The sequence below is a fragment of the Rhodococcus sp. 05-340-2 genome (assembly GCF_002258915.1).
Lineage (GTDB): Bacteria > Actinomycetota > Actinomycetes > Mycobacteriales > Mycobacteriaceae > Rhodococcoides.
Window position 1 is genome coordinate 106472 of record NZ_NOYU01000005.1, and the last position, 25567, is coordinate 132038.

A 25567-nucleotide genomic window follows, 5' to 3' on the forward strand; every position below is an offset into this window, starting at 1 on the left:
AACCCGTTTTGGTTACCGAATGCCCGATCTAGGAGTCGAAACCGATCCCGGAGATCGAGGTGGCGATGCGACCGCCCTGTTCACCGAGACTCGTGATCCAGACGAGCACGTTCCCGGTCGGCTCCGTGTCGCTGAGGGCGATGTCGGTTCGGCCGTTCTGCAGCGTGGCTTCACCGAGCAGCGTGGTGTCGCTCAGGCTGGGTGAGTCGTTCGGGGCCGACCGGATCTCCACGACGGTTCCTGGAGACGTCGATTCGATCCACGCGTTCTGCAGCGTCGAGGACGGGATGGACACGAGCAGCCCGACACCGTTCTTGAGGGCCGGGAACTGCTGGAAGTACGAGTCGGTCGTCCACGCGGTGTTGGGGTCGTTGTCGATCACGTTGGAGGCGGTACTCGGGTTGTCCGCGGAACCCTGGGGTGAGAACACGCTGACGCCGTTCATCGCCACCGGTCCACCGGCCTCGGCCGGAGGCGCAGCAGTCGCATCGCCCGCCGGTGGTGCGGTGGCCGGAGTGGTGAGACCGAAGTCCTGGGTGTCGAGCGGAGTGTCGGTGTCGTTGCCGGCAATCGAAGTGAACAGCCAGAAGCCGGCGAACGCGAGAACGACGACAGTCAGTGCGCCGAGCACCGCGATGGCGATGTTGGTACGCATCGACTTGGCCTTCTCGGCGGCGATCTCCTCGGGGTCGGCGAGCGAGTGCCCACTGGCACCGGGCGCTCGCTGGCCCAGTCGCAGCGCCGGCATCAGATCCGTCTTGTCGTTGACGACCGCTGCTTGATCGAGGACGTGCTGCACGGTGGCAGCGGTGCGGATTCCGCTGTTCTGTTCCAGTGCCCGCACTGCGACGGCGGAGATCTCGAACGGAACGTCCGGACGGACCTGTCGCGGCTCGAGCGGGGCACCCTTGTCGTCGCGGTCGGCCGGGCGCATGCCACCGACGCTGCGGGCCTGAGCCGCATCACCGGATACGACGGCACCGCCGGTGGTGTCGGACAGCGGCCACCTGGCGGTGATCAGCGCGTAGAGCATTGCGCCGAGTCCGCGGACGTCCGAACTCGGGTCGGCGTCGGCCAGTGTCGCGGGGAAGGCGAGGACGGCATTGCCGCTGGAGCTGATGCGCACGCGATCGGGGTGATCGATCGACAGGGCCCCGCCGCTGCGGTGTGCGGCCTCGGCCGCTGCGGCCAGGACCTTGATCGCGCGCGCAGCACCGGTGGGTGCAGGCACCGTATCGGCCATTTCGCGCAGCGACCGGCCGGGCGTCCACTCGGCGACGACGATGCCGCCGGAGCTGCCACGCACCACGTCGAGCACGCGGGCGAGGCCGGGCGAATTGATCCGGCCCAGACGGAGCGTGCGCGAGAGAATCGCCTGCGGTCCCTGGGTGCGGTCGTCGGTCGAGGCGGTGGATTGCTGATCGGCGTCGACGAACGTCAGTGCGACCTCGCGATCGAGCTTGACGTCGTGGGCCTGCCAGAACTTGAGTCCACGTGCGCCGCCGTGCGGTGCCAGCAGTCGGTACCGTCCTCCGGCCACAGAGGCACCGGGAATGAGTGTCGGGCCGCGGAGCGTGCGCTCGGGAGCGCTCGCCGGGGCTGTTGCAGCTGCGGCCTCGTCCGTGGTGGTCGAGTCGGCAGTGTCGGGCTTGGCCGGGGTTGCTGCGGTCTTCTCGGAATCCGCATCGGCCGCGGACTTCGACTGCTCGGGCTTCGACTGCTGCGTTGACTTCTTCTCGCTAGGAGTCTCGACCGGGAGATCGGCTTTGGAGATGGAGATGGTCTTGTCGGTCGGACGCGCCGCGAGAGCAGCCTTGGAGATGGAAATCGTCTGATCCACCGGCTTCGGAGCGGGCTTGTCGGCGGCGGGCTTGTCGGCAGCGGACTCGACGGGAGTTGCCTCGGCGGCGGTCTTCTCGACGTCCTGCTCGGGAGCCGCGGCCGCGCTCGGTGCCGTCGACTCGGCTGCAGTCTTCGCCGGTGTCTCGGCGGGCTTCGGAGTCTTGGCGGAAGAAGCAGACTCGGCCTTCACGGGCTCGGTGCGGTCCTGGGTGTCGACCTCGACGCCGCCGCTCGTTCGGTCGGCTTCGCTTGCTGGAGATTGTGCCGGCCCCCCAGCAACATCGTCGTCGGTCACAGTAACTCCTTCAGGCGAATATGCCCCGTGTTGATCTACGAACGGTCGACCCTCATGAGCGTCTGCCCCCGGGTGCCGATGACCAGGGTACGGGAGCCGATCCCGCGCAGTGTCCCATGTGGGCTCGGATCGAATAACCGGAATGACGCCGGTTTCTGCAGCAGCGAGATCTGCGTCCCGCGCTTCGGAACCGCCGCGGAATCTGCGGACGAGGCGGCTCAGGGCCACGGTGACCGCCAGAACTTCGGGAATCTTGCCGAACCAGAGGATCGAGAACGTGATGCCGAGCATGATGACGGCGTCGATCGCCACGCGGGCGAAGTTGCCGACCCAGCCGTTCATCATGGCGTCGAGCCCGAGGATCCGGTCGATCGCGAGCATGGCCGCGCCGCCGGCCAGTGAGGCGATGAGCACCAGCCAGACCGTCTTGCCGACGTTGGCCATCCGCAGGCTGCCCAGGCTCTTGTGGAGCAGGTATCCGCCGATGATCGCGCCGACGGTGTAGCCCAGGCCGGTCGCTGCACCGAGGAGCAGCACCACCTGCTCGGGCGAGGACGCGACGATCGGGGCGAGCAACGACAGGCCGATCTTGACGGCGGTGATGCCGAGGATGATCCACGTCGGTGTCCAGGCCTTCTCACGGGCGTAGAAGACCCGCAGGTGGATCAGCACCAGGGCGTACGGGATGAGGGAGAATGCCGACCAGCTGACGGCCTCGCCGAGTCTGGGTGCGACCTCGGCGAACCGGCCGAAGCCGTACAGCGCCTCGCCCACCGAAGGCCCCGCGAAGGTCAGGAACACCACGATCGGCACCAGCGCGACCATCGTCAGGCGGGTCGCGACCGAGAGATCGTCGACCACGGACGGAGTGTCACCGTTGGCTGCGTTGCGGCTGAGCCTGGGCATGATGGCCGTCAGTACCGTCACGCCGAGGATGCCGTACGGCAGCTGCAGCACGATCCAGGCCTGCGAGTAGATCACGTTGCTCGCATCGTCGGTGCCCGACGCGATCCTGGTGGCCACGACCAGCCCGATCTGGCTGACGACGACGTAGAGCACGATCGCGGCGGCCATCGCGCCGAACTTCTTGAGTCGCTCGTCGAATCCCCACAGCGGGCGCAGGTCGATGCGTTCGCGGCGCAGGGCCGGGATCAGAGCGAGGACCTGGGTGATGACACCGGCGGTCACACCGAGGCCGAGAACGAGGATCTTGGGGTTGCTCATCTCGACCGTGTTTGCGGTGATCTCGCCCGGGACGAAGGGGTACAGGGCGAACACCGCGAGCACGATCAGGTTGTTGTACACCGGTGCCCAGGCTCCGGGCTTGAAGTTCTGGCGGGTGTTGAGCACGGCCGTGAGCAGGCCGGACAGCCCGTAGAACATCAGCGCGGGCAGTACCAGATAGGTGAACGCGATGGTCAGGTCCTCGTTGACCTTCGGATCGCCGTCGAGCATCAGCCGCGCCAACAGTGGGGCTGCGATGGTGGCGGCGAGCGCCACGGTTCCGAGGAGCGCCACTGCGATGGTGAAGAGGCGCCGAACGAATGCCCGTCCGCCGTCGGCGTCCTCCTGCTCGGCTCGGACCAACACCGGAACGACGATGGCTCCGAGCACTGCGCCGAGGACGAGCTCGGAGATCATGTTCGGCAGGATCGTCGAGACGGTGAACGCACTGGCCAGCGCCGCGCCGAGGGTGGCCGTCATGGCAACCTGCTTGGCGAATCCGGTGATGCGGCTGACCAGGGTCGCTACCGCGATCGAACCGGACGCGGCCAGCAGTGACTTCTGCGGCCTCGGTTCGGGCTGTGGCGCCGGGTCGGACCCGCCCGGCGGAATTCTCGTCGGCGGAACCGTTCCGGACGGTGCCTGCGGGTAGTCCTCGTCCCGGAATCGCGGGATCATCTGCGTGACGGTGTCGTCGGCGGCCGGTTGCCCGTCGAGCGGCGGCGGCGCCGGGTACGAGCGCAGCTCCGGCCGCGACTGCCGCTCCCATGGCGCGGACCGCGGTGGCGTCGTGCGGCGGAACACCTGCGATGCGGGCATGCGTGACCGCGGCAGGTCGCCGTCGTACGGGACGTTGCCTGTCATGGTCTCTCGTACCCTTCGTCGGCCGGGTCGGGTTGACCTCTGAAACGGTGCCAGAGGCGTCGACCTGCAAGTAACAGTAGGAGAGCACCGGCGCAGGCGGTAATTATCGCCAGTGCCTGGCCGTATGCGTTCGATCGAACGGACACCGTCGAGACCTCGCCGAGCCGGGAGCCGTCGAGCGTCGTGACGGAGAAGTCGACCGACAGATTGCGGGTGTCGTCCACCTCGGCCGGGACGGTGATGGTCCGTGATCCACGGGCCGGAAGTTGGGTGATGCCGACGTCACTGATCGTCATCTCCTGCGGCGCATCGACCCGGAGCAGCACGTTGACCGGGACGGGAAGGTCGTTGCGGGCGACGAGCAGCAGCGGGCTCTGCTCCGAGGCGAGGGTGTAGACCCCGCCCGGGGCCAGCACGGTCACCGATCCGTAGATGGTGTCCAGTCCGATGCGGATGGCGGCGAGTCGGTCGCTCGCCATGGTGCCGGTTTCGTCAGTGGCGGCGCCCGCGCGACCCGCCGTCGACAGTGCGCGGAGCATGTCCTCGCGCAGCGGGGCGGTGTACAGCCGTGGGGTCAGCTCGGACTGAGGATCGTCGACGAGCGATTGCATCAGGGTGTCGACCCGGGCGCTCTGCGATCGCACCAGGCCGATGGTGTCGGCATCGAGTTCGGTGTATGCGTCGATGCTGGTCACCGGGGGTCCGGACGTGGGCTCGGCGAGCAACTCGGCCAGTGGGCGCGGCGTCGCCAGACCGGAACGCAGCAGCGAGGACACCGTCGACAGAATCGCCGACGGTTCGTCCCCGCCCGCGGTCCAGTACTGCGGGGGCGCGACGGTGACGGTGCGGCCGGGCCGATCGGCGCCGACGAGTGCATGGAAGTTGATGGCTCCGAGAGCATCCTGCAGGCGTGCGGTGCGGGAGTCGGTGGCGAGATCGAAGCGCTGCTCGGTGGGGGTCAGGGCGGGCGTGGACGGGGTGTCTCCGACGCCGGCGAGCGCCGCAGCAGTAGCGGCGTCGTAGTGGGTGACGGCCAGTGTCTCGGTCTGCTGATCCCCCGACGGCTGGGTCTCGGACGAATCCAGCAGCGAGGTGGGGGCCGAGGTCGGCGGGTCGAGGCTGTTGTCGGCGACCAGCACGGTGTCGGTGCCGGCCGACCGCAGAGCATCGGCGGTGCCCGGGTCGACCCCACCGGTGGTGCTCCAGGTGAAGCCTCGCGTCGAGGTGATGCCGAGGATGCCGTCGACGATGTCGGCCGGGGTGCTGACGGCACTGCTGAGCAACGTGGGATCGCCGATGTCGGCCACCGCTCCCAGATCGGTCTGAGCGAACGGCATCGCCGTCACGCAGCTGCTCGACGCGACCGTTTCGAGTCGGGACAGCCACTGGGCCGCGGCTGCACTTCCGGTGCCCTCGCGGGTCGTGCTGGCGGGATCGGCCGGGTTATCGACGACGAGGTATCCGCGGGTCATGTTCGAGACGGTGACGAGCAGGTCGGGGTCGAGGCCGATACACAGGCTCGACGCCAGTCTGCCGTCGGGATCGAGGCCGGGTTGCGTCGCGAATTCGACCGCTTTGAGCAGGGTGTCGAGCCGTCCGCCACCGGCGAGTTCGCCGGCCAGTTCGTCGTCGATCAGCCGAACGCGCTCGTCCACGGAACCGGGGATTCCGGCAGCGAGGCGAGGAATGTCGGCCAGTGGCCACAGGACCGTCATCGCGACGGGGTTGCTGGTGTTCGGGGGCAGCGGCATCGCGCCGGGAGCGGTGGGGTCCATCTCACCGGGATTGCGGGGTAGTCCGACGACCGGGAGCAGGAAGCGGGCGTCGTCGAGTCGTGCGGTTCCGCCGTATTCGGGGGTGCCGTTGACGTTGAGCAGTAGCGGGTAGACGCCGGGGGCCTCGATTCCCAGCGAGGGTTCGGTGGTGCTGCGCAGCTGCATCGACATGTCGAACTGGCGGCTCTCGTCCTTCTCCAACGAGTCGGCGACCGTGACGAAATCGCCGACCCGCTCGAATCGGTCCTGGTCGAGAGTCAACGAGGTCCGCAGTCCGGCGGTGGTGTCGACGGCGGCAGCGGCCTGCATCCGGACACTGACGTCGTCGACGCGGCGGTCCCCGGTGTTTCTCACCGTGGCGCGCACGGTGACGAACGGGTCGCTGCTGGTGGTGACGGTGGAGGGGGCGACGGTCTCGATGCTCAGCGTCAGGAAGGGGTTGCCGTCCTGCGTCATCGGAGTGTCCGGAACTGCGCTGGTGGTGCCGCTCGCGTCGCCGACGGAGGAGTCGGGTTGGGCTGCGGCGCCGGGAAGCTGCGCGGGGATCAGTGCTGCGGTGCCGACCGACGGTGCCACCGCAAGAACGAACGTGGTCAATGCGGCGGCAGCGACCTTCCGGGCCCGCACGATCACTTCCCGCCGGGGATGGGTGCGCCCGAGTTGCCGCTGCTCATGTCGTCGATCAGGCGGGTGGCGATGGCGGCGAGTTTGCGTTCGTCGGCATAGGCGAGTCGAGACGGTAGTTCGGTCAGCGGAACCCACGCGACCTCGGTCACTTCGAGGTCCTCGTCGGAGAGTTCGCCGCCCAGGAATCGGAGCAGGTAGTGGTGGACGGTCTTGTGGACGCGTCGGCCCTCGGTGACGAACCAGTAGTCGATGCTGCCCAGCGAGGCCAGGACGGTACCGCGGATACCGGTTTCCTCGGCGACCTCGCGCATGGCCGTCTGCTCGGCCGTTTCGCCCTGCTCGATGTGACCCTTGGGCAGGGACCAGAGCAGGCGTCCGCGGCGGTCGGTGCGGCCGATCAGGGCGGCGCAACGCTTGGCCGGAGGCCCGTCGAGGCCGTCGACCACGAGGCCTCCTGCCGAGGTCTCGCGGACGGTCCGCAGCTTGGGTGCTTCGGTGTCGGCGCGTGCCTGACGCCGCCGCGGGTTGCGGCGGCTCCTGTTCGCACGTTCGGCAGCAGACACCCGATCCATACTAGTTGCCTGTACGCACTCTTCTACTGTGCCGCACCGCGGGGTGAAGGCCGGGACAATCGATCGGCTCGGCGCAAGTAGGCTCTTCCACCGTGGCCGATCAGTCCCTGTCCTCCGTTTCCGCCGAGCAGACCGATGCCCGCCGGGAGAGGTTGCTGGCGGGAGCTGCTGTGACGCTGCGCGAACTCGCTCCGGTGTTGACGCCGCTGGGTGCACTGTTCGCGGCGGCGGGGCACGAGCTCTTCCTCGTCGGTGGCACGGTGCGCGATGCAGTTCTCGGTCGACTCGGAACCGACTTGGATTTCACCACCGACGCCAGGCCCGAGGACGTGCAGAGGTTGCTGTCGGGCTGGGCGGACCATCAGTGGGACACCGGCATCGCGTTCGGGACCATCAGTGCGGCCAAGGACGGCCAGACGATCGAGATCACCACCTATCGCACCGACTCCTACGATCAGGTCTCCCGCAATCCCGAGGTGCAGTACGGCAACAGCCTCGAAGAAGATCTCGTTCGACGCGATTTCACCGTCAACGCCATGGCAGTACGTCTCGGAGCGGACGGGGCTCAGGAGTTCGTCGATCCACTCGGCGGGATGGATGCGCTGCTCGAGGGCGTTCTCGATACCCCGTCGGCACCGGAGGTGTCGTTCGGAGACGATCCACTGCGGATGCTGCGGGCCGCGCGGTTCGTCTCCCAGTTGGGATTCACGCTGATGCCTCGGGTGCACCGAGCCATCGAGGACATGGCGGAGCAGATCGACCGCATCACCGCCGAGCGAATCCAGGTGGAGTTGGACAAGCTGTTGCTCGGCGCGCACCCGGTCGACGGCATCGACGTGATGTGCGAGACGGGATTGGCGCAGCGGATCGTTCCCGAGGTGCCCAACATGAAGCTCGAGATCGACGAGCACCACCAGCACAAGGACGTGTACACCCACTCGCTGACGGTGCTCGCGCAGGCGATCGATCTCGAGGACGGCGATCCAGACCTCGTATTGCGTTGGGCCGCACTGCTGCACGACATCGGCAAGCCCGATACCAAGCGAAACGAGCCGGGCGGCGGAGTCAGCTTCCATCACCACGAGGTCGTCGGTGCCAAGCTGGTCCGAAAGCGCATGCGCGCCTTGAAGTATTCCAAGAAGATGATCGAGGACGTCTCGCATCTGGTGTTCCTGCATCTGCGTTTCCACGGCTACGGCAAGGGTCAGTGGACCGACTCTGCCGTCCGTCGCTACGCCACCGATGCCGGCGAGCTACTGCCCAAGCTGCACAAGCTGGTTCGGGCCGACTCGACCACGAGGAACAAGCGTCGAGCTGCGGCGCTGCAGGCCACCTACGACGACCTGGAAGAACGTATCGCCCGCATCGCCGAGCAGGAGGACCTGGCGCGGGTGCGGCCGGACCTCGACGGTAACGCCATCATGGAGTTGCTGAACATCCCGGCCGGACCCGACGTGGGCAAGGCATGGAAGTTCCTGAAAGAACTGCGCCTCGATCGAGGACCGCTCTCCCGCGAGGACGCCGAGGCCGCGCTGCTCGAGTGGTGGCCCACGCAGTAGGCGCGTCCCGCGCACGTGCTCAGGACGAGCGAAGCTCGGCCTTGACGAGGTAGACGTTGTAGCTGTCCCACTCGGAGATGGTGAAGTACAGCTCGTTCGAGGTCGACCACGGGTGAATGAAGCCGCCGTACGCCTTCGGATACTCGGCAGTGTCGATCAGCGTGCTGGGCGCGGTCCACTCCCCTTGGGGTGAATTCGCCTCTCGCAGCACGAGATCCCCGCGGATCGGATCGAGATACGTCATCTGCCACAGGCCGCGGGACTCGTCGTGACGGACCGACAGTTCCCCGGCCATACCGTCGGCGATGGGGGTGGCCTCGTTCGATCCGACGGGAGCCCAGGTGCCGTTCACCCAGTACTGGTAAGCGGTCTTGTTCAGTACGTCGGTTCTCGGGACGCGAGCGAGACCGACCTGTCCGACGCGTCCGTTGACGGTGCCGAACATGTAGACGTACTCCCCCGCCGGGACCATTGTGGACACCTGGAACTTGGAGAAGCCGAAGACGTTGTCCCACTTGGCATGCTCGTCCTTGACCCAGGTGGAACCGTTGTCGTCGGAATAGGCGATGCCGCCGTAGTTGGTCCACCACAGGCCAGGAATCGTGCTCCAGCGCCTGATGGACATGTACGACATGTACTGCCGGTCATCGATCGCGAAACCGGAGGTGGGAATGACCGTGGTCTCCCAGTTCTTCACCTTGCGCGAGGGTAGTAATTCTGCTGCGTGACAACGGGAATCCTGCACCACCGAATCCAGGGTCATACCGTCGGACAGGTCGGTGTCGGTGCTGTGGCCGAGCGCGTTGGAGCGCCAGTCGTCGCCGCCGACGACGCCGAACTCCCATCCCTTACCGAAGGAATCGCCGAATGCGACGGCGGGTGCGGGTGGCGGCGTTGCCGGTGCGCCGCCCGGGCCGGGAATCGGGATGGGAATGGTTTCGGGCTGCGGGTCGATCTCGATGCGGGGGAACGGCAGATGATCTGCAGAGCCCGTTGCCGGCGTCGGTGAATCGGTGTCGTCGGTGAGATCGGGGCACGGGTCCGCACACGGGTCGGTCAGCGGTTCGGCCTGCACGCGAGTGTTGTTCGGGGCGGGGTCGGGAACCGGCACGAGTTCGATCGACGGATACGGCACGGGGATCACCACACGATCCGGCAACGGCGGCAGCTGCGGCGGATTGCCCGGCCCGGTGGGCTCGGGTGGGTAGTCCTTGGGGTCGAATCCTGTTTCGCCACAGGAGTTCACCGGCGGAGGCGGTGCTGCGAACGCCGGGGGCGCAGCAAGAACGGCCGTACCTGCGGCAACCGCGAGTATGCACCCGAGCGACGTCGTGCGGCCGTACATGCGGTGCCCCCGTGTTCTCCGACGAAACCTGTCGGTCCGATACGGAAAGGTACACCACGTCAGCGGCGTGTGCGCCCGGTGTTCATCACCGCCGCGGCCAGGCCGAGAGCGTAGATACCGGCCCCGACGAACACCAGGATGTGCGCGGTGGGGTCCTGGCTCAGATCGGTCGTGTCCGGGCCGACCGCGGCCGCCGCAGCAGCGAGGGCAGCGACGAACGCGACGTTGAACACGGTGTCCTGCAACGCGAAAACGCGTCCGCGATGGGCGTCGTCGATCTCGATCTGCATGGCAGCGTCGCCACTGAGTTTGACGGTCTGCCCGGCGATGCCCAGAAGGAAGGCTCCGATCAGCAGACTGGTCTGCGTCAGACCCGATACGGCACCGAGCTGCGCCACGATGGCGAGCACAAGCGCGGCGGCGATCGTGCGGGTGCGCCCGAAACGGGGAACGGCGAAGGGGGTGATCAGGGCGGCGAGGAACATGCCGATCGCCGTGGCACCGACAGCGATGCCGAAGCCGGCGAGGCCGCCGGGCAGTGTGCTGCCCGTAGTCTCGCGAAGAATCAACACCATGATCAGCGTGTTGATGCCGAACACGATGCGGTGCGCACCGATGCCGAGCATCGCGGTCGTGACACCGGCGGAGCGCCAGACGGCCTGTGCGCCTGATTTCAGCCCTGCAGCAACGTCTTTCAGCGGACTGTCGGTGCGGCTCTCGACGCCCGGTCCGAGTGACCGTGGTCGGAAGCGGGCCGCAGCGATCGCTCCGACGATCGATCCGGTGGCGGCGAGACCGACTGCGATGCCCGAACCGAGATCCCCTGCGCCGACGAGACCGATCACCGCGACCGCGAGGCCCGCGCCTGCCGCTGCGAAACCGGATCCGACGGTCGCCAGTACCGAGTTCATCGGCACCAGCCACGATTGCCGAATCACGTGTGGCAAGGACGCCGAGGCGCCGGCCAGTACGAATCTGCTCAGCCCTACAGTGGCCAGCGCCAGCAGCAACAGCGGTGTCGAGTCCACTCCGGCACACAGCAGCAGCGCGGTGGCCATGATCAGGACAATGCGGATCAGATTGGCCCACAGCAGGACCGACCGCCGATCCCATCGATCCAGTAGAGCTCCGGCGAACGGCCCCACGAGCGAATACGGGACGAGCAGCACCGCGAACCCGGCCGCGATCTCGGCAGGATTCGTCGCACGCTCCGGGTTGAACAGAATGGCACCGCTGAGCGCGGCCTGGAACAACCCGTCGCCGAACTGACCGGCGAACCTGATGGTGGTCAGCTTGCCGACCCCCGGAGATTCGCGTAGCCGGGTACGGAAGGAAGCGTCGCTCACCGACGGGACTTTAGCCCCCGCCCGTCATACGGAGACGGCGGGAGTCGCGGCCCACCACGCCATCGTTGCGGCAGTGCCGTCGACGAGTGACGTCGGCTGGTGCCCGAGGATCGCCTCGCTGCTGCCCGAATCGAGAACGTAGGGGTAGCGGAACTGGTAGAGGGTGTCGCCGAGTTCCTTCATCGGTCCGGGCACCGCGCTCAGCAGTCGCAGTGCCCAGGCCGGAATGATGCCGACCTTCGGAGACGGTAATTGTGCTGCAGCCGAGAACATTTCGATCATTTCTCGCTGTGACACCGCAGGCGCGGTGGGCGCATGCAGGACGGTGTTCCACAGCGACGGCGACGCCGCGGCCGTGATCATCGCGGCTGCCAGATCCGGGACGTAGGTGAACGAGTGGGGCAGATCGGCAGAGGCCAAGACGCGGACCGGTTTGCCGGCCAGAATCGGCGCGATCACCCGCTCACCCATGTGCGAGGTCAACACACGCGGCCCGTAGAAATCCGAGGCAGCGACGCTGACGGTGGGTGTCGAGTGCGCGTCGCGTGCGGCCAACAGTTGGGTGCGCACCCCCAGCTTGCGGAACGTCGCGTCTCGGGGCGAATCCTCGCGGATCGGTCCGTCGACCCGGCCGTAGGCGTACAGACTTTCTGGGAACGCGACGACGGTGCCCGCGGCCGCGTCGAGCACGCGGTTCTCCATGGCGACGAGCTTGTTCCGCCACACCGTGTTCTCGTACGCGACGTGGGTGCAGTGGTAGATGGCCGTGGCACCGCTCAGGTGCGGTCGAAGGTCGTCGGATTCGATGTCCACAACGCGGCGTTCGATCATCGGGTGCTCGGGGCCGCTGCCGGATCGAGTGAGGACTCGCGCCGAATGACCCTGTGCAGCAAGCTGTTCGGCGACCGTCCAGCCGACAGGTCCGGCTCCGGTGACGACGTGAAGTTCGGTCATGATCGCTCCATTCGAGGTAAACGAGAGCGGTGCTCTCTGATACGTCGAGTCTGCACCCATGGCTGCACAAAAGCAAGAGCACTGCTCTCTTAAAAGAGCAGGAGTTACTGTGAGGGCCATGGCGAGCACTCCCCGCACCCGAGCCCGCGCTCAGACCCTGGCCGACATCACGCGCATCGGACGCGAACACCTGGCCGCCGACGGCGCCGCGGCCCTGTCGTTGCGCGCCGTCGCGCGGGACCTCGGAGTCGTGTCCTCGGCCGTCTACCGATACGTCGCCAGTCGCGACGAGCTGCTGACCCTGCTCGTCGTCGACGGATACACCGAGCTCGGAGACGCCGTCGACGCAGCGGTGGACGCAGCGGACGGACCCAAGGAGAAATTCCTCGCGCTCGGCCGGACGGTGCGGCAGTGGGGATTGCGGGAGCCGGCGCGCTACGCGTTGCTCTTCGGCAGCCCGGTGCCCGGCTATCACGCCCCCGCGGAGCAGACCACCGGGCCGGGCACCCGAGTGATCACCACGTTGGTGGCCGTCCTGCACTCGGCGTGGCAGACACGTCGACCGGACGTCGAGGCCGATCCGCCCGAGCTGGCGTCACTGCACGGCAGCTTCGAGGACATTCGTGCACAGATGGAGATGGATCTGCCCGACGAGCTGATCGCACTGGGAGTCATGGTGTGGGCGTCACTGTTCGGGGCCATCAGCTTCGATGTGTTCGATCAGTACGGAGCCACGACGTTCGCCAGCAGGGACGATCTGTTCGAGTACCAGTTGGGACTTCTTACCGATATCGCCGGACTCGACTCATGAGGACTGGCCGTATCGCTTGCGCCACATCCGCGGGTGCTCGGTGCCACAATGATGAGCGTGGCATCGCATGCGGAGGAACCCGAGGACCAGACGGCGTCGGCCTTGCGCGATGTTCGTCCCGGCAGTCTGTTGGTGTCGTCCATCGAACTCGTGGAGCCCACGTTCAGGCGCACCGTCATCTACATCATCGAACACAACGATGCGGGCAGCCTCGGTGTCGTGATCAATCGTCCCAGTGAGACGGCGGTGCAGAACGTACTGCCCAACTGGTCCGAGCTGGCAGCCAAGCCGCAGGCGTTGTACGTCGGTGGCCCGGTCAAGCGCGATTCCGCCCTGTGCCTGGCGACGTTGCGGACCGGTGTGTCGATCGACGGCGTTCCCGGTCTGCGCCGCGTCGACGGCCGAGTGGTGATGGTCGATCTCGATTCCGATCCAGCCGATATCGGCCCACTCATCGAGGGTGTACGCATCTTCGCCGGATACTCGGGCTGGACGTTCGGTCAACTCGAAGGCGAACTCGATCGCGAGGACTGGATGGTGGTGTCGGCGTTGGCATCCGACGTGATCGGTCCGCCGCGAATCGACTTGTGGGCGCACGTTCTACGCCGGCAGCCGATGCCGTTGGCACTGCTCGCGTCCCACCCGATCGATGTCGAACGGAACTGATTCTCGATTATTGGGTCGCCAGTCCGAACCAAGCGGCAGCTCCGAGCAACAGCAGCGCGATGACGAAGACGGCGCGGGTCGTATAGACGTGTCTCACGATGGCATCCGATCAGACGAAGGTGAAGCGTTCGGTGTGTACTCGCGGTGCGGGCACGCCGAGGGCTATCAACGAGTCCTCGATCGCGTCGAGCATGGGCCCTGGGCCACAGGCGAAGTACTGCATGGCGTGGCGCCTTTCGGGCAGATGACGAGCGAACATCTCACGATCGAGAAATCCCGATTCGCCGGTCCAGTCCGGCGGTGGATTCTGCAGAATGTGGATGATGGTCAGATCCAGGTGCTCGCGTAGATCGTCGAGTTCGGTCTCGAAGGTGATGTCCTTTTCCGATCTGCTGGCATAGAACAGCACATAGGGTCGGCGATCGTGACGGTCGGCCATGGTGCGCAGGATGCTGATCATCGGCGTGATGCCCACTCCACCGGCTATCAGTACGAAGCCGGGGCCTTCGTGTCGATCCGGACCGAAGGCACCGTGGGGCCCGTCCAGATAGGCCCGCGAACCTGGGGTCAGTGTCGGCACCGTGGAAGTGAAATCCCCGAGATTCTTGATCGTCATCTGCACGGTTGCGGTGTTCTCGGCGCTCGAGGAGAACGAGAACGGATGTGCGGTGACGGCGAAGGGTGATCGCTCGACCATGATCCAGCCGAACTGTCCGGGCTCGAAGCGGAAGCCGTTGTGTCCCACTGGGCTCAGCGTCACGGTACAGGCGTCACCGCGCTCGGGTCGGACAGAATCCACCTGCCAGGGGCGTTGGATACGCCGAATCGGTCGGGCTACCCGTACCCACAGCAGCAACGACACCAGACCGATGGACATGATCAGCCAGAGCGCCTTCTTGACCGTGCTGTCCACGTAGTAGCCGACGAGAAGAACATGCGCCAACGCGAAGGCGACGACCACCACCGAGATCACCCCGTGCACGATCTGCCACACCTCGTAGCGCATCCGTAGCTTGCGCCGCCAGATCGACGTGCCGACGAGGACAAGCAACAACACTGTGGAGGTCACGGCGAACCGGGCCCGCCACGGTGCCTCGACGAGGTTGAGCAGGCCGAGGATGTCCGTTCCTGCGATCTGCAGCAGGATCGGATGAGCGAGGATGAACGCCAGCGCCACGGCCGAGGATGTCCGTTCCTGCGATCTGCAGCAGGATCGGATGAGCGAGTATGAACGCCAGCGCCACGTAGGACACCTGGCGATGGAACTGCACGAGCGCGTCCTCGCCGAATGGGGCTGCGGCAGCCTGGAATCGAGCGACCAGGGCGAACTGCATACCCATCATCGACAACCCGATGAATCCGAGGGCAACGGAGAAGTCGGTCAGGAATCCTCGTCCGGGACCTGGGTGTCCCATCACCGCGAATATCAAGGGCACCACAGCCACAGCGATGTACAGACCGATCCAAGCGATACCGCGAGTCAACAGACCCATGCAGTCCACCCCATCTCCGGGTCCACCATGCTTCGGCGAGGACGCCGACGTCACTGGAGTGGACGCTACTCGGAACCTGCTCCGACGTGGGGTCAGTGGGCAAATGCGGTGGCCGTCGAGTGGCCACCGGATTTCAGTCCGGCGATCACGTCGTCGATGGCGATGCACAGCATTCGGCCCAGGTCCGCACTGAAGCCCTCTCGAACGACGATTCGGAGTACGGCGACGTCGGTGGCGTTGTCGGGCATCGTGTACGCCGGCACCTGCCATCCGCGGGCACGTAGCTCGTGGGAGACGTCGAAGACGGTGAAACCGCAATGGTCCTTCAACATGAACGACAGGACCGGGATGGCCGACCCGTCGGTGATCACCTCGATGTCGGGATGCTTGTCGAGGTGTCGGCTGACGCGAACGGCCGTGTCGCGCAGTGCTTTCATGATGTCGGTGTAGCCGGACCTGCCCAGGCGCAGGAAGTTGTAGTACTGCCCGATCACCTGGTTGCCCGGCCTGGAGAAGTTCAGCGTGAAGGTGGGCATGTCTCCGCCGAGGTAGTTGACGCGGAAGACGAGGTCATCGGGGAGGTCTTCCTTGGTTCGCCAGACGGCGAATCCGATTCCTGGATAGGTCAATCCGTATTTGTGGCCGCTGGCGTTGATGGACTTGACCCGAGGCAACCGGAAGTCCCACACGAGCTCCGGGTACAGAAACGGTACGACGAATCCGCCACTGGCCGCGTCGACATGGACCGGTACGTCCGGCCCGCCGCTACCCGCGATCGCGTCCAGTGCCGCGCAGATCTCCTGTACCGGTTCGAGTTCCCCGGTGAACGTGGTGCCGAGGATCGCGACGACACCGATGGTGTTCTCGTCCACCGCGTCTCGAACCTGCTCGGGGGTGATGACATAGCGACCGCGCTCGACCGGAAGGTACTTCGGCTCCACGTCGAAGTAGCGGCAGAATTTCTCCCACACCACCTGAACGTTGCTGCCCAACACCAGGTTCGGAGTGCCGGTGCCCGTTCCTCTGGCCCGCCAGCGCCACTTGAGCGCCAAGCCGGCCAACATGACGGCCTCACTGGATCCGATCGTCGACACCCCCGTGGCCGACGACGGGTCCTCCCGGTCGAGTCCCGGCGCGTGGAACAGATCGGCAACGATGTTGACGCAGCGTTCCTCGATGGCGGCGGTGGACGGATATTCGTCCTTGTCGATCATGTTCTTGTCGAACGTCTCGGCCATGAGTTTCTCGGCCTGGGGATCCATCCACGTGGTGACGAACGTCGCCAGATTCAGGCGCGAGCTGCCGTCGAGCATCAGTTCGTCGTGGATGTAGCGGTAGGCGGCGTCGGGATCGAGCTGTTCCTCGGGAAGTCGCAGTGCGGGTACGGGATTGGTGGCGAGGCGGCCGGTGTAGGCCGCAGAGACGATACCGTCGGCATGGATTTTCCTGGTCATCGTCTTCTCCCGTGATCGGCTCGAGTGACACCCAATCTAGTCCGCGACGCTGCCCACCGGGCTCTGTTCCGTTTCCGGTCGTCGCGCGAAATGCTGGGCGATCACGGTGCACACCATCAGCTGAATCTGGTGGAAGATCAACAGCGGCAGCACGATCAGTCCGACGGGTTGGCCGACGAACAGCACCGCTGCCATCGGTAGCCCGCTGGCCAGGCTCTTCTTGGATCCGCAGAACAGCAGTACCACCCGATCCTCGAAGGGGAAGCCCAACCACTTGCCTCCGTACCAGGTGATCACCAGCACCAGGGCGAGCAACGCAGCGCACACTGCGACGACGACGCCGATGCGCCACACCGCCACCGAGGACCACACGTTCTGGTTCATGGATTCGCTGAATGCGGCGAAGACGACCAGCAGGATCGAACCGCGGTCGACGAGTTTCGTCGGCGCGCTGTGCCGGGTGAGCCAGCCTGTCACCCAGGGCCGGATGAGCTGACCGACGGCGAACGGAAGCAGTAGTTGCAGGGCGATGTCGAGTACCGAGCTGGGGTCGATGGTCACGGAACCGGTCGTGGTCATCAGGGCGATCACGAGCAGTGGGGTGACGAAGACGCCGATGATGTTGGAGAACGAGGCGCTCACCACGGCACCGGCGACGTTGCCGCGGGCGATGGAGGTGAAGGCGATGGAGGACTGCACGGTCGAGGGGACCAGGCAGAGGAACAGCATTCCGGTGTAGAGGTCGTCGCTGATGACGCCGGGGACGAGGATCCGCAGGGCCAGCCCGAGCGCCGGGAACAGCAGGTACGTACACGCCAGGATCACCGAGTGCAGCCGCCAGTGTTTGACGCCGTTCCAGGCGTCGCGGGGCGAGAGTCGGGCGCCGTAGATCAGGAACAGCAGCGCAATGGCGATGCGCGTCACCCAGCCCAGTACGTCCTCCGCCGTGCCGGTCGCCGGGAAGAGGCTCGCCAGCGCTGCGACCGCGAAGATTCCCAACAGGAAGGGATCCAGCACGGTATCCCGCAACAACTTCACTCGGCTAACTTAATCCACCGTGGCGCTGCGAGTGCGGGCGGTCAATGAGTTGAGAGTGCCTGCGATCTTCTTTGCGTCGGCAGAACCGATGGTGAGCCGGTCCCCGTTGGCGAACGTGACGAAGGCCGCGGGGCCGGCCTCGGTGGCGACGGCGTAGTTTCCGCGTCCCTTGGCCCGCAGACCCCAACCGCCGAACTCCTTCGAGGGATCGACCGCCCGAACCGAGGCACCGGTGATCTCGTCGATTCCGTAATCGAATGCCGCCATGCCCAGGCTCGAGACGAAGAGGCCGTCGCTGTCGATGTGCACGGTGAATCGCAGCAACGACAGAATCAGAATCGTCAGTGGGGCGAACAGGAAGATCGGCCACAGGGAGCTGGACAGATAGCACGTCAGAGCGGCCCCGGCCAGGGATACAGCCACGACGGTGATACCGGCGATGCGACTGGCACCGACGCGGACCACCAGGGGTAGTTCGGGGCTGCACCGCGGGAGATCGGAGTGCGGCGCAGACGTGGCGACGACGCGTTCGCGGTGGTCACGCAGTCGCGACGCGCCGAACAGCCCGGCCGCGAAGCCGACGACGGTCCCCACCGCTATGGCCCAACCGGGGATGGTGACGCTCTGCGCGGTCGCCATGTCCAGTTCGCGAACAAGGGTCGCGATCTGCAGAACACCGATCAGCCCGACGACGGTCAGCCCGATGATCAGCATCGTGCGACGCATGATCAGCAGCACCCGAGCCAACGATGCGACGGCGCTGCACCCGCCGCCCACCAGCACGATCACGATGGCAAGGGTCCAGGCGTTGGAGAGCGGATTGGAGAAGTCGTCCGGTTCGGTGCCGCTGAAGTGAGTGGCGACCTCCTCCGGCAGGCGGCCTTGCCACAGGTATGCCAGGACGAGTCCGAGTGCGGCTACCGCAAGGGGGAAGACGACGCCGAAGACGACTCCGGCCGGGTCGAACGTGCGTAGTGCCTTCGCCTTCATCTGCTCAGCTCGGCTGGCAGGCGTCCTTGAGGCTGCACGAGATGCACGAGCTTCCGCATCCGTCCGCCTCGGCGGGTGGCGGAACGGCCGCTGCTGCGCGGGCCCCGATGGATCCGCCTGCCGCGGCGATGAACAGCGCGGCAACGAGGGCAACGACGACGCCCACGACGGCGGTGATGCCGCTCAGCGCAAGAGCGGCCACGCCGCCGATGGCCAGCACCAGGGCCGATGCGGCGGTGGTGGGACCGGCGACGCGATTGGCGAGGGTGAACGTCTCGTCGTCACGCATGGCCTCGGCGGTGCGGACACCGGCAAAGCGGTTGCGTGGGAGCCGGCCCAGCAGCGACGCGAGGGCGACAGCGCCGACGACGAGGGCGAGCACGAACAACACAACCGAGACGATGACCACCTGGCCAGGATACGGCGCAGCGAGGTCCTGGTACCAGCCGGGCCGCGTCACACTTTAGGCTGGTAGGTGTGACCGATTCCGTTGAAGCACCCACCGAGTCCGCCCCCGAGTACCGCTACACAGCCGAACTCGCCGGGCACATCGAGGAGCAGTGGCAGGACCTGTGGGAGACGCAGGGCACTTTCGACGCTCCCAACCCGGTCGGAACCCTCGCCGGAGACGTCCCGAAGGACAAGCTGTTCGTCCAGGACATGTTCCCGTACCCCTCGGGCAGCGGCCTACATGTCGGCCACCCTCTCGGTTACATCGCCACCGACGTGTTCGCGCGGTATCACCGCATGCAGGGTCGCAACGTGCTCCACGCGCTGGGCTACGACGCGTTCGGTCTGCCGGCCGAGCAGTACGCCGTGCAGACGGGCACGCACCCGCGCAGCACCACCGAGGACAACATCACCAACATGCGACGCCAGTTGCGTCGGCTGGGCCTCGGACACGATCGCCGACGGTCCCTGGCGACGACGGACGTCGACTTCTACCACTGGACACAGTGGATCTTCCTGCAGATCTTCAACTCGTGGTTCGACGCGGACCTCGGCAAAGCGCGGCCCATCTCGGAACTCGAGGCGGCGTTCGCCTCTGGTGAGCGCACGTTGGACGACGGCCGCTCCTGGGACTCGCTGACCGTCGGCGAGCGTCGTGAGGTGATCGACGGCTTCCGCCTGGTGTACGAGTCCAACTCGATGGTCAACTGGTGCCCCGGTCTGGGTACGGTGCTCGCCAACGAGGAGGTCACGGCCGACGGACGCAGTGATCGCGGCAACTTCCCGGTGTTCCGAAAGAACCTGCGGCAGTGGATGATGCGAATCACCGCGTACTCCGACCGCCTGGTAGACGACCTCGAGTACCTGGATTGGCCCGAGAAGGTCAAGACCATGCAGCGCAACTGGATCGGGCGATCCCGTGGTGCACAGGTCTCGTTCTCGAACATCGAGGTGTTCACCACCCGCCCGGACACGCTGTTCGGTGCGACCTACGTGGTGCTCGCCCCCGAGCACGAACTGGTCGACGGGTTGGTTGCTCCCGAGTGGCCTTCCGACGTGTCCGACAAGTGGACGGGCGGAGCCGCCACTCCCGCGGAAGCCGTTGCGGCATATCGCGCGTCGATCGCGGCCAAGTCGGATCTGGAGCGGCAGGAGAACAAGGAGAAGACCGGCGTCTTCATCGGTGCCTACGTGAGCAACCCGGTCAACGGTGAGCAGGTGCCGGTGTTCATCGCCGACTACGTGCTCACGGGCTACGGCACCGGTGCGATCATGGCCGTACCCGGGCACGACGCACGCGACTGGGAGTTCGCCACGGCGTTCGGTCTGCCTGTGCGCGAGGTCATTTCGGGCGGAGACGTCACCGAGGCGGCATATGTCGGCGACGGCGCGTTGGTGAACTCCGACTTCCTCGACGGCCTGCCCGTGGACGAGGCCAAGGCTGCCGTCATCGCGCGGTTGGAGGCCGACGGCACCGGCCGCGGCACCATTCAGTACAAGCTGCGCGACTGGCTGTTCGCTCGCCAGCGCTACTGGGGTGAGCCCTTCCCGATCGTCTGGGACTCCGAGGGCAACCCGCATGGCCTGCCGGATTCCGCTCTGCCGGTGGAACTTCCGGAGGTCGAGAACTACGCACCGGTCTCGTTCGATCCCGACGACGCCGGCTCCGAGCCGTCCCCGCCACTGGCGAAGGCCAGCGAGTGGGTCGACGTCGAACTCGATCTGGGCGACGGGTTGCAGACATACACCCGCGACACCAACGTCATGCCGCAGTGGGCCGGTAGTTCCTGGTACCAGCTGCGCTACATCGACCCCACCAACTCCGAGGCCTTCGCCGACCCCCAGAACGAAAAGTACTGGGTCGGACCGCGTCCGGAGATCCACGGACCGAACGATCCCGGCGGAGTCGATCTCTACGTCGGTGGCGTCGAGCATGCGGTGCTGCACCTGTTGTACTCGCGCTTCTGGCACAAGGTGCTCTTCGATCTGGGCCACGTCAGCTCGAGCGAGCCGTACCGTCGCCTCTACAACCAGGGCTACATCCAGGCCTACGCCTACACCGATGCCCGAGGCGTCTACGTACCCGCGGCCGAGGTGATCGAGCGCGATGGCGGCTACTTCTATCAGGACCAGCCCGTCAACCGTGAATACGGCAAAATGGGTAAGTCCCTGAAGAACTCGGTCTCCCCCGACGAGATCTTCGCCGAGTACGGTGCCGACACCCTTCGCTTCTACGAGATGTCGATGGGGCCGCTGGACACCTCACGGCCGTGGGCGACCAAGGACGTCGTCGGCGCGCAGCGGTTCCTGCAGCGCGTCTGGCGACTGGCGCTCGACGAGGTGACCGGCGAGGTCCGCGTCACCGACGACAAGCCGACCGAGGACACGCTGCGGGTGTTGAACCGTGTGATCGACGGTGTGCACGCGGATTACGCTGCGCTGCGCGACAATACGGCCGGTGCCAAGCTCATCGAGCTGACCAACCACATCACCAAGGCGTACCCCGACGGTGCGCCGCGCGGAGTGGTGGAGCCGCTGATCCTGATGCTCGCTCCGCTGGCCCCGCACCTGTCCGAGGAACTGTGGAGCAAGCTCGGTCACGAGAAGTCGTTGGCGCACGGGCCCTTCCCGCGCGTGGAGAAGAAGTGGCTGGTCGCCGATACCGTCGACTACCCCATCCAGGTCAACGGCAAGGTCCGCAGCCGCATCACCGTCCCCGCCGATGCGACGAAGGACGACGTCGAGAAGACGGCTCTGGCCGACGAGAAAATCGTGGCTCTGCTCGACGGCAAGGCCCCGACCAAGATCATCGTGATCCCGGGTCGAATGGTGAACATCGTCCTGAAGTGACCCTCCGCCGAACTCGAAGTTGTGGATGAAAATCTGGCGATTTCCGTCCATAACTTCGAGGTCGGGGCTTTAATTTGTTCCATGTCACAGGTCGGTAAAGGATTCGCGACGAGGCTGGTGGCCTTCGTCGTCCTGGTTCTCGGGTCCGTCACGCTCGTGAGTGTCCCTGTTGCACAGGCAGATCCGGGGCCCGGCTCACCGATTCCGGCCGACGATCCGTTCTACGATTGGGACGGCGGCCTGGACGTCTCCCCGGGAACGGTGCTTCGGTCGAGGCCCATGACGTTCCGTACCCCCACCCAGCCGACCCCGATCACGGGTAGCCAGGTGCTGTACAGAACTACCGATCAGCAAGGTGACGGAGTCGTCACGGTCGCCACCGTCCTGCGACCCTTGGTCCCCGGGCCGACGCGGATCGTCTCGTACCACATGGCGTACGACGCCCTCGGCTCTCAGTGCAATCCCTCGTACACACTCAGCGGCGGGTCCACGAGTCCCATCGCCGGCGCGGAACAGGCGGTCATTGCAGGCTACCTCGCAGCGGGCTACACCGTCGTCGTGCCGGATTACGAGGGTGAGGAGCTCGAGTGGACGATCGGGCGGCAGTCGGGTTACGCAGCGCTGGACGGCATTCGTGCGGCTCAGTCCTTCCTACAGCTTCCGTCGAGCACACCCGTCGGCATGGTCGGATACTCCGGAGGCTCCGTCCCGACGCAGTGGGGTGCCGAGATTGCCCCCGAGTACGCACCCGAGCTGAACCTCGTCGGAGCGGCTGCCGGCGGACTGCCCGTCGACCTGGCTCACAACCTGCCGTACGTCAGCGGAAGCAAGGAGTGGGCGGGCGTCATCCCGGCGCTGATCGTCGCCTACGAACGCGCCTACGGTCTCGACCTGGACGATTTTATCTCCGACTACGGCCGCCAGGTGATCGATCAGGTCGATCAGGAGTGCATCGCCCAGTTCGCCGACGACTACCCGACACTCACCGACGCGTCGATGGTCAAGGCGCCGTACACCTCCATGCTCGACGTGCCCGAGGTGGTGGCGGCGATCGACGACAACATCATGGGTAGCCAGGGCACTCCGCGGACGCCGATGTTCCTGGCTGTCGGGCACGCCGATCCGATCGGCGATTCCGTCATGATCACCGCGGATGTACAGGGACTGGCGTACGAATACTGCGGCCGGGGCGTCGATGTGCAGTATGCGCAGTACGACGGTTTGACGCACAGCGAAGCCTTCCCGGCATTCGAGGCTCAGAGTCTGCAGTTCTTGACCGAGCGGTTTGCCGGTGGGCCGACGTACAGCAACTGCGCGACCATCCCGCCCGGCAACGCCCTGACACCGACTCCGTAGTACGAACCCGGGTGGTTCTCTCAGATCGCGCCCAGATCGGCCGACAGCCAGTGCTCCGGCTGCAGGTGGAACACCACGTTCTCTTCGTGCTCGCTGTTGGCCATCTCGAGGTAGCCGTCGACCTTCTCCGGCGGTAGGTAGCGGGCAGCCATGGCGCGTAGTAGCTCCGGCGTACTCGGCTCTTCCCGCGCAACCGGTCCCTCGACGGACACGTATCTGATGGTCGGATTCGACTGCTCGATCATGAGCGTGAATCGTCCTGCGGCTCTGATCAATTCGGCTTTTCTGGACGTCTTGCCGGTGAGAACCCAGGCCTGGCCGCCAGGTGTGTAGTCGTACCAGATGGGGACGGTCAACGGACCACGATCCGGGCCCGCGGCCACGGACAGCGCGGCGACGTGAGACTCGGCCAGAAACTCTTCGCGTTCTGCCTTCGACAGTGCCATGACTCAACCGTAGGACTTTCGCAGACCGAGTTCCAGACCTGCGACCATGACCGAGCGTCGCGTGAGGACTCTGAGTGGACGGGTCCTCGGGCAGGTGAGGTGCCCGCACCCGTCGGCAGGACGGGTGCGGGGGGGGCTGAGCGGAGGTGCCTAGTCGATCGACTTCTGCTTACCTCCGGTGACGAAGCCGGCGGAGCGGAACGGCCGCAGGCGTACGACGGGTTCTGCGTCGTGACCCTTCTGGTTGTGCACGATGCGGTATTCCGCGCTCAATTGTCGAAGGCTGGCGATGGACAGCTGCCGGAGTTGTTCGGCAGTATCGGGATCGGATTCCAGTGTGGGCCGAAGCTCGGCGTCGAGCGTCAATGTCTGGCGCTGTTCGCTGTCGGTCTCGCAGCGAGCGATGAACCGTCCCGTCAATCGTGTTGCCAGAGAGATGTGTTCGACGGCCGGCCGCAAGTAGTCCGGATAGATGTTGACGGCACTGTAGATGGCGGCGACGTCGGTTCGTCCGAAAACCAACAGATAGTGCGCATTCGGGTCGATACCGTCCGCCAGAGCAGGATAGCCGGCGTCGGCCAGTCGTTCGCGGACGGCGCTGCCGACGAGGGTTTCACCCCTGTCGTTCACCCGGTACCGCACCAGCGGTAGTACGCCGCCGACCGTGAAGAGTAGGTACCCGTCGGAATCGACTTCGATGTAGGTGAACTCGGGTCGATACTGCACGAATGCGGGTTGCTGCACGACATCTCCTTCGGCGTACTCGGTACCGAACATCGTGCGGTTCAAGACCGAATCCTCAACTGACGCTGAGCGTATGGCGATTGTGGCTGCCGTTTCGTAGCCGACGAATCCGACGTCGGTTGCCCCGTACACCACGCGCACTCGGTCTCCGTCGGGGTCGCCGAGCATGCCGTGGACGAGGGATCGCCATGCTTCGCTGACGGGTTCACCGCCGACGATGATCACGACGTCGTGCCGTCGAAGCAGCTCGCCGTGGGTGTCGAGGAGGTCTCGGGCAATAGGGGGATACGCGAAGATGACGATCTGCTGATATCCATCTGCGGCCTCGGACACCACCTCCGCAATGACGTCGGGATCCATGCCTGGGGTCGCTATCGAGAGCCGGTGACCACGCTTCCGGAGTTCGAGCAACATGGCGTACATGAAGGCACCTCCTATGTACGGACCGAGTGGGAACGTCACGAGGGCGAGAGTCGTGCGCTGTTCCGTGTCGGCACATTCCCGCAGTACGTGCCCGAACATCGCTGCTCCGTGATCGGTGCTCCGCTGGCCACGTGACCAGAAGGTCGGGGTGCCCGAAGATCCGGCGCTGCTTGCGATGGTCTCGACTTCCTCGGGTCCGCCGGCCTGCAGATCGGAGAGGATGTTGGTTCGTCGGTAGTTGTCCTTCGAGGTGGTCGGCAATCGAGCGAGGTCGGTCATCGTGGCGATCGCGTCGATCTCGATTCCGTGCTCGGCCAGGAGACGGCGATACGCGGGCACGGAGAGCGCGATGGACTGGACGAGCCGGAGAGCCGTGTGTGTTGGGTCGTGCCGATCTGCCGGGTTCATGGCCTGACCTTTCGATCATGTCCACCGCCGGACGG

At 65.9% G+C, this 25567-nt stretch carries 18 protein-coding genes; 5 read left to right on the top strand and 13 right to left on the bottom strand.

What is annotated here, in order from left to right:
- Window positions 1-28 precede the first annotated feature (28 nt).
- Genes CH271_RS01150 through CH271_RS01160 form a run of 3 tightly spaced genes read right to left on the bottom strand, consistent with a single transcriptional unit; the run spans window position 29 to window position 7190 of the window.
- On the bottom strand, window positions 29-4225 hold the full coding sequence (locus tag CH271_RS01150; RefSeq protein ID WP_094632170.1) for a lipid II flippase MurJ: 4197 nt from the start codon (window positions 4223-4225) through the stop codon (window positions 29-31).
- Entirely contained in the window at window positions 4222-6627 is a 2406-nt protein-coding gene (locus CH271_RS01155) for a glycoprotein (RefSeq protein ID WP_094632267.1), read from the bottom strand. Before CH271_RS01155 ends, CH271_RS01150 begins: the two co-directional genes overlap by 4 nt.
- Window positions 6628-6629: 2 nt before the next feature.
- On the bottom strand, window positions 6630-7190 hold the full coding sequence (locus tag CH271_RS01160; RefSeq protein ID WP_032396972.1) for an NUDIX hydrolase: 561 nt from the start codon (window positions 7188-7190) through the stop codon (window positions 6630-6632).
- 101 nt (window positions 7191-7291) lie between these two features.
- Between CH271_RS01160 and CH271_RS01165 the strand changes: the two genes are divergently transcribed.
- Window positions 7292-8758, top strand: a complete 1467-nt coding sequence (locus CH271_RS01165; RefSeq protein ID WP_094632172.1) for a CCA tRNA nucleotidyltransferase — start codon at window positions 7292-7294, stop codon at window positions 8756-8758.
- A gap of 19 nt (window positions 8759-8777) precedes the next feature.
- On the opposite strand, the gene CH271_RS01170 is transcribed toward CH271_RS01165, so the two are convergent.
- The 3 genes from CH271_RS01170 to CH271_RS01180 are packed head-to-tail and all read right to left on the bottom strand — an operon-like array spanning window position 8778 to window position 12403.
- Complete coding sequence (locus tag CH271_RS01170) at window positions 8778-10103, bottom strand: DUF4185 domain-containing protein (RefSeq protein WP_094632174.1); 1326 nt, start codon at window positions 10101-10103, stop codon at window positions 8778-8780.
- 59 nt (window positions 10104-10162) lie between these two features.
- Window positions 10163-11449: an MFS transporter gene (locus tag CH271_RS01175; protein WP_094632176.1), complete on the bottom strand. Its 1287-nt coding sequence runs from the start codon at window positions 11447-11449 to the stop codon at window positions 10163-10165.
- 24 nt (window positions 11450-11473) lie between these two features.
- Entirely contained in the window at window positions 11474-12403 is a 930-nt protein-coding gene (locus tag CH271_RS01180; protein ID WP_094632178.1) for an NAD-dependent epimerase/dehydratase family protein, read from the bottom strand.
- A gap of 118 nt (window positions 12404-12521) precedes the next feature.
- Here CH271_RS01180 and CH271_RS01185 point away from each other — a divergent pair, with 118 nt between their 5' ends.
- Window positions 12522-13214, top strand: coding sequence for a TetR/AcrR family transcriptional regulator (locus tag CH271_RS01185; RefSeq protein WP_094632180.1), 693 nt, complete (start codon window positions 12522-12524; stop codon window positions 13212-13214).
- A gap of 48 nt (window positions 13215-13262) precedes the next feature.
- Window positions 13263-13880, top strand: coding sequence for a YqgE/AlgH family protein (locus CH271_RS01190; protein WP_037195706.1), 618 nt, complete (start codon window positions 13263-13265; stop codon window positions 13878-13880).
- A gap of 109 nt (window positions 13881-13989) precedes the next feature.
- Here the strand turns inward: CH271_RS01190 and CH271_RS01195 are convergent, their stop codons facing one another.
- From CH271_RS01195 to CH271_RS01215, 5 genes are all read right to left on the bottom strand, one after another.
- Window positions 13990-15183 (bottom strand): ferredoxin reductase family protein, encoded by a 1194-nt coding sequence (locus tag CH271_RS01195; RefSeq protein WP_373453596.1) that lies wholly within the window; start codon window positions 15181-15183, stop codon window positions 13990-13992.
- Window positions 15184-15465: 282 nt separating this feature from the next.
- On the bottom strand, window positions 15466-16827 hold the full coding sequence (locus CH271_RS01200; RefSeq protein ID WP_094632182.1) for a glutamate decarboxylase: 1362 nt from the start codon (window positions 16825-16827) through the stop codon (window positions 15466-15468).
- 36 nt (window positions 16828-16863) lie between these two features.
- The gene (locus CH271_RS01205) at window positions 16864-17865 is read right to left on the bottom strand and encodes a bile acid:sodium symporter family protein (RefSeq protein WP_094632184.1); all 1002 of its coding nucleotides are present in this window, start codon (window positions 17863-17865) and stop codon (window positions 16864-16866) included.
- A gap of 9 nt (window positions 17866-17874) precedes the next feature.
- Entirely contained in the window at window positions 17875-18855 is a 981-nt protein-coding gene (locus CH271_RS01210) for a DUF1648 domain-containing protein (protein WP_094632186.1), read from the bottom strand.
- Between the two features lie 4 nt (window positions 18856-18859).
- Window positions 18860-19264 (bottom strand): SdpI family protein, encoded by a 405-nt coding sequence (locus CH271_RS01215; protein WP_094632271.1) that lies wholly within the window; start codon window positions 19262-19264, stop codon window positions 18860-18862.
- 68 nt (window positions 19265-19332) lie between these two features.
- Here CH271_RS01215 and leuS point away from each other — a divergent pair, with 68 nt between their 5' ends.
- Together leuS and CH271_RS01225 are read left to right on the top strand one after the other, a co-directional pair.
- Window positions 19333-22155 carry a leucine--tRNA ligase gene (gene leuS / locus CH271_RS01220; RefSeq protein WP_094632188.1) on the top strand — a complete coding sequence of 941 codons (2823 nt, stop codon included), beginning with the start codon at window positions 19333-19335 and terminating at the stop codon, window positions 22153-22155.
- A gap of 81 nt (window positions 22156-22236) precedes the next feature.
- A complete protein-coding gene (locus tag CH271_RS01225) occupies window positions 22237-23511 on the top strand; it encodes a lipase family protein (RefSeq protein WP_094632190.1) in 1275 nt (424 codons plus the stop codon).
- A gap of 20 nt (window positions 23512-23531) precedes the next feature.
- Here CH271_RS01225 and CH271_RS01230 read toward each other — a convergent pair whose 3' ends face one another.
- Both CH271_RS01230 and CH271_RS01235 read right to left on the bottom strand, forming a co-directional pair.
- A complete protein-coding gene (locus CH271_RS01230; protein WP_094632192.1) occupies window positions 23532-23957 on the bottom strand; it encodes a pyridoxamine 5'-phosphate oxidase family protein in 426 nt (141 codons plus the stop codon).
- A gap of 150 nt (window positions 23958-24107) precedes the next feature.
- The gene (locus tag CH271_RS01235; protein ID WP_094632194.1) at window positions 24108-25532 is read right to left on the bottom strand and encodes a phenylacetate--CoA ligase family protein; all 1425 of its coding nucleotides are present in this window, start codon (window positions 25530-25532) and stop codon (window positions 24108-24110) included.
- Between the last annotated feature and the right edge of the window lie 35 nt (window positions 25533-25567).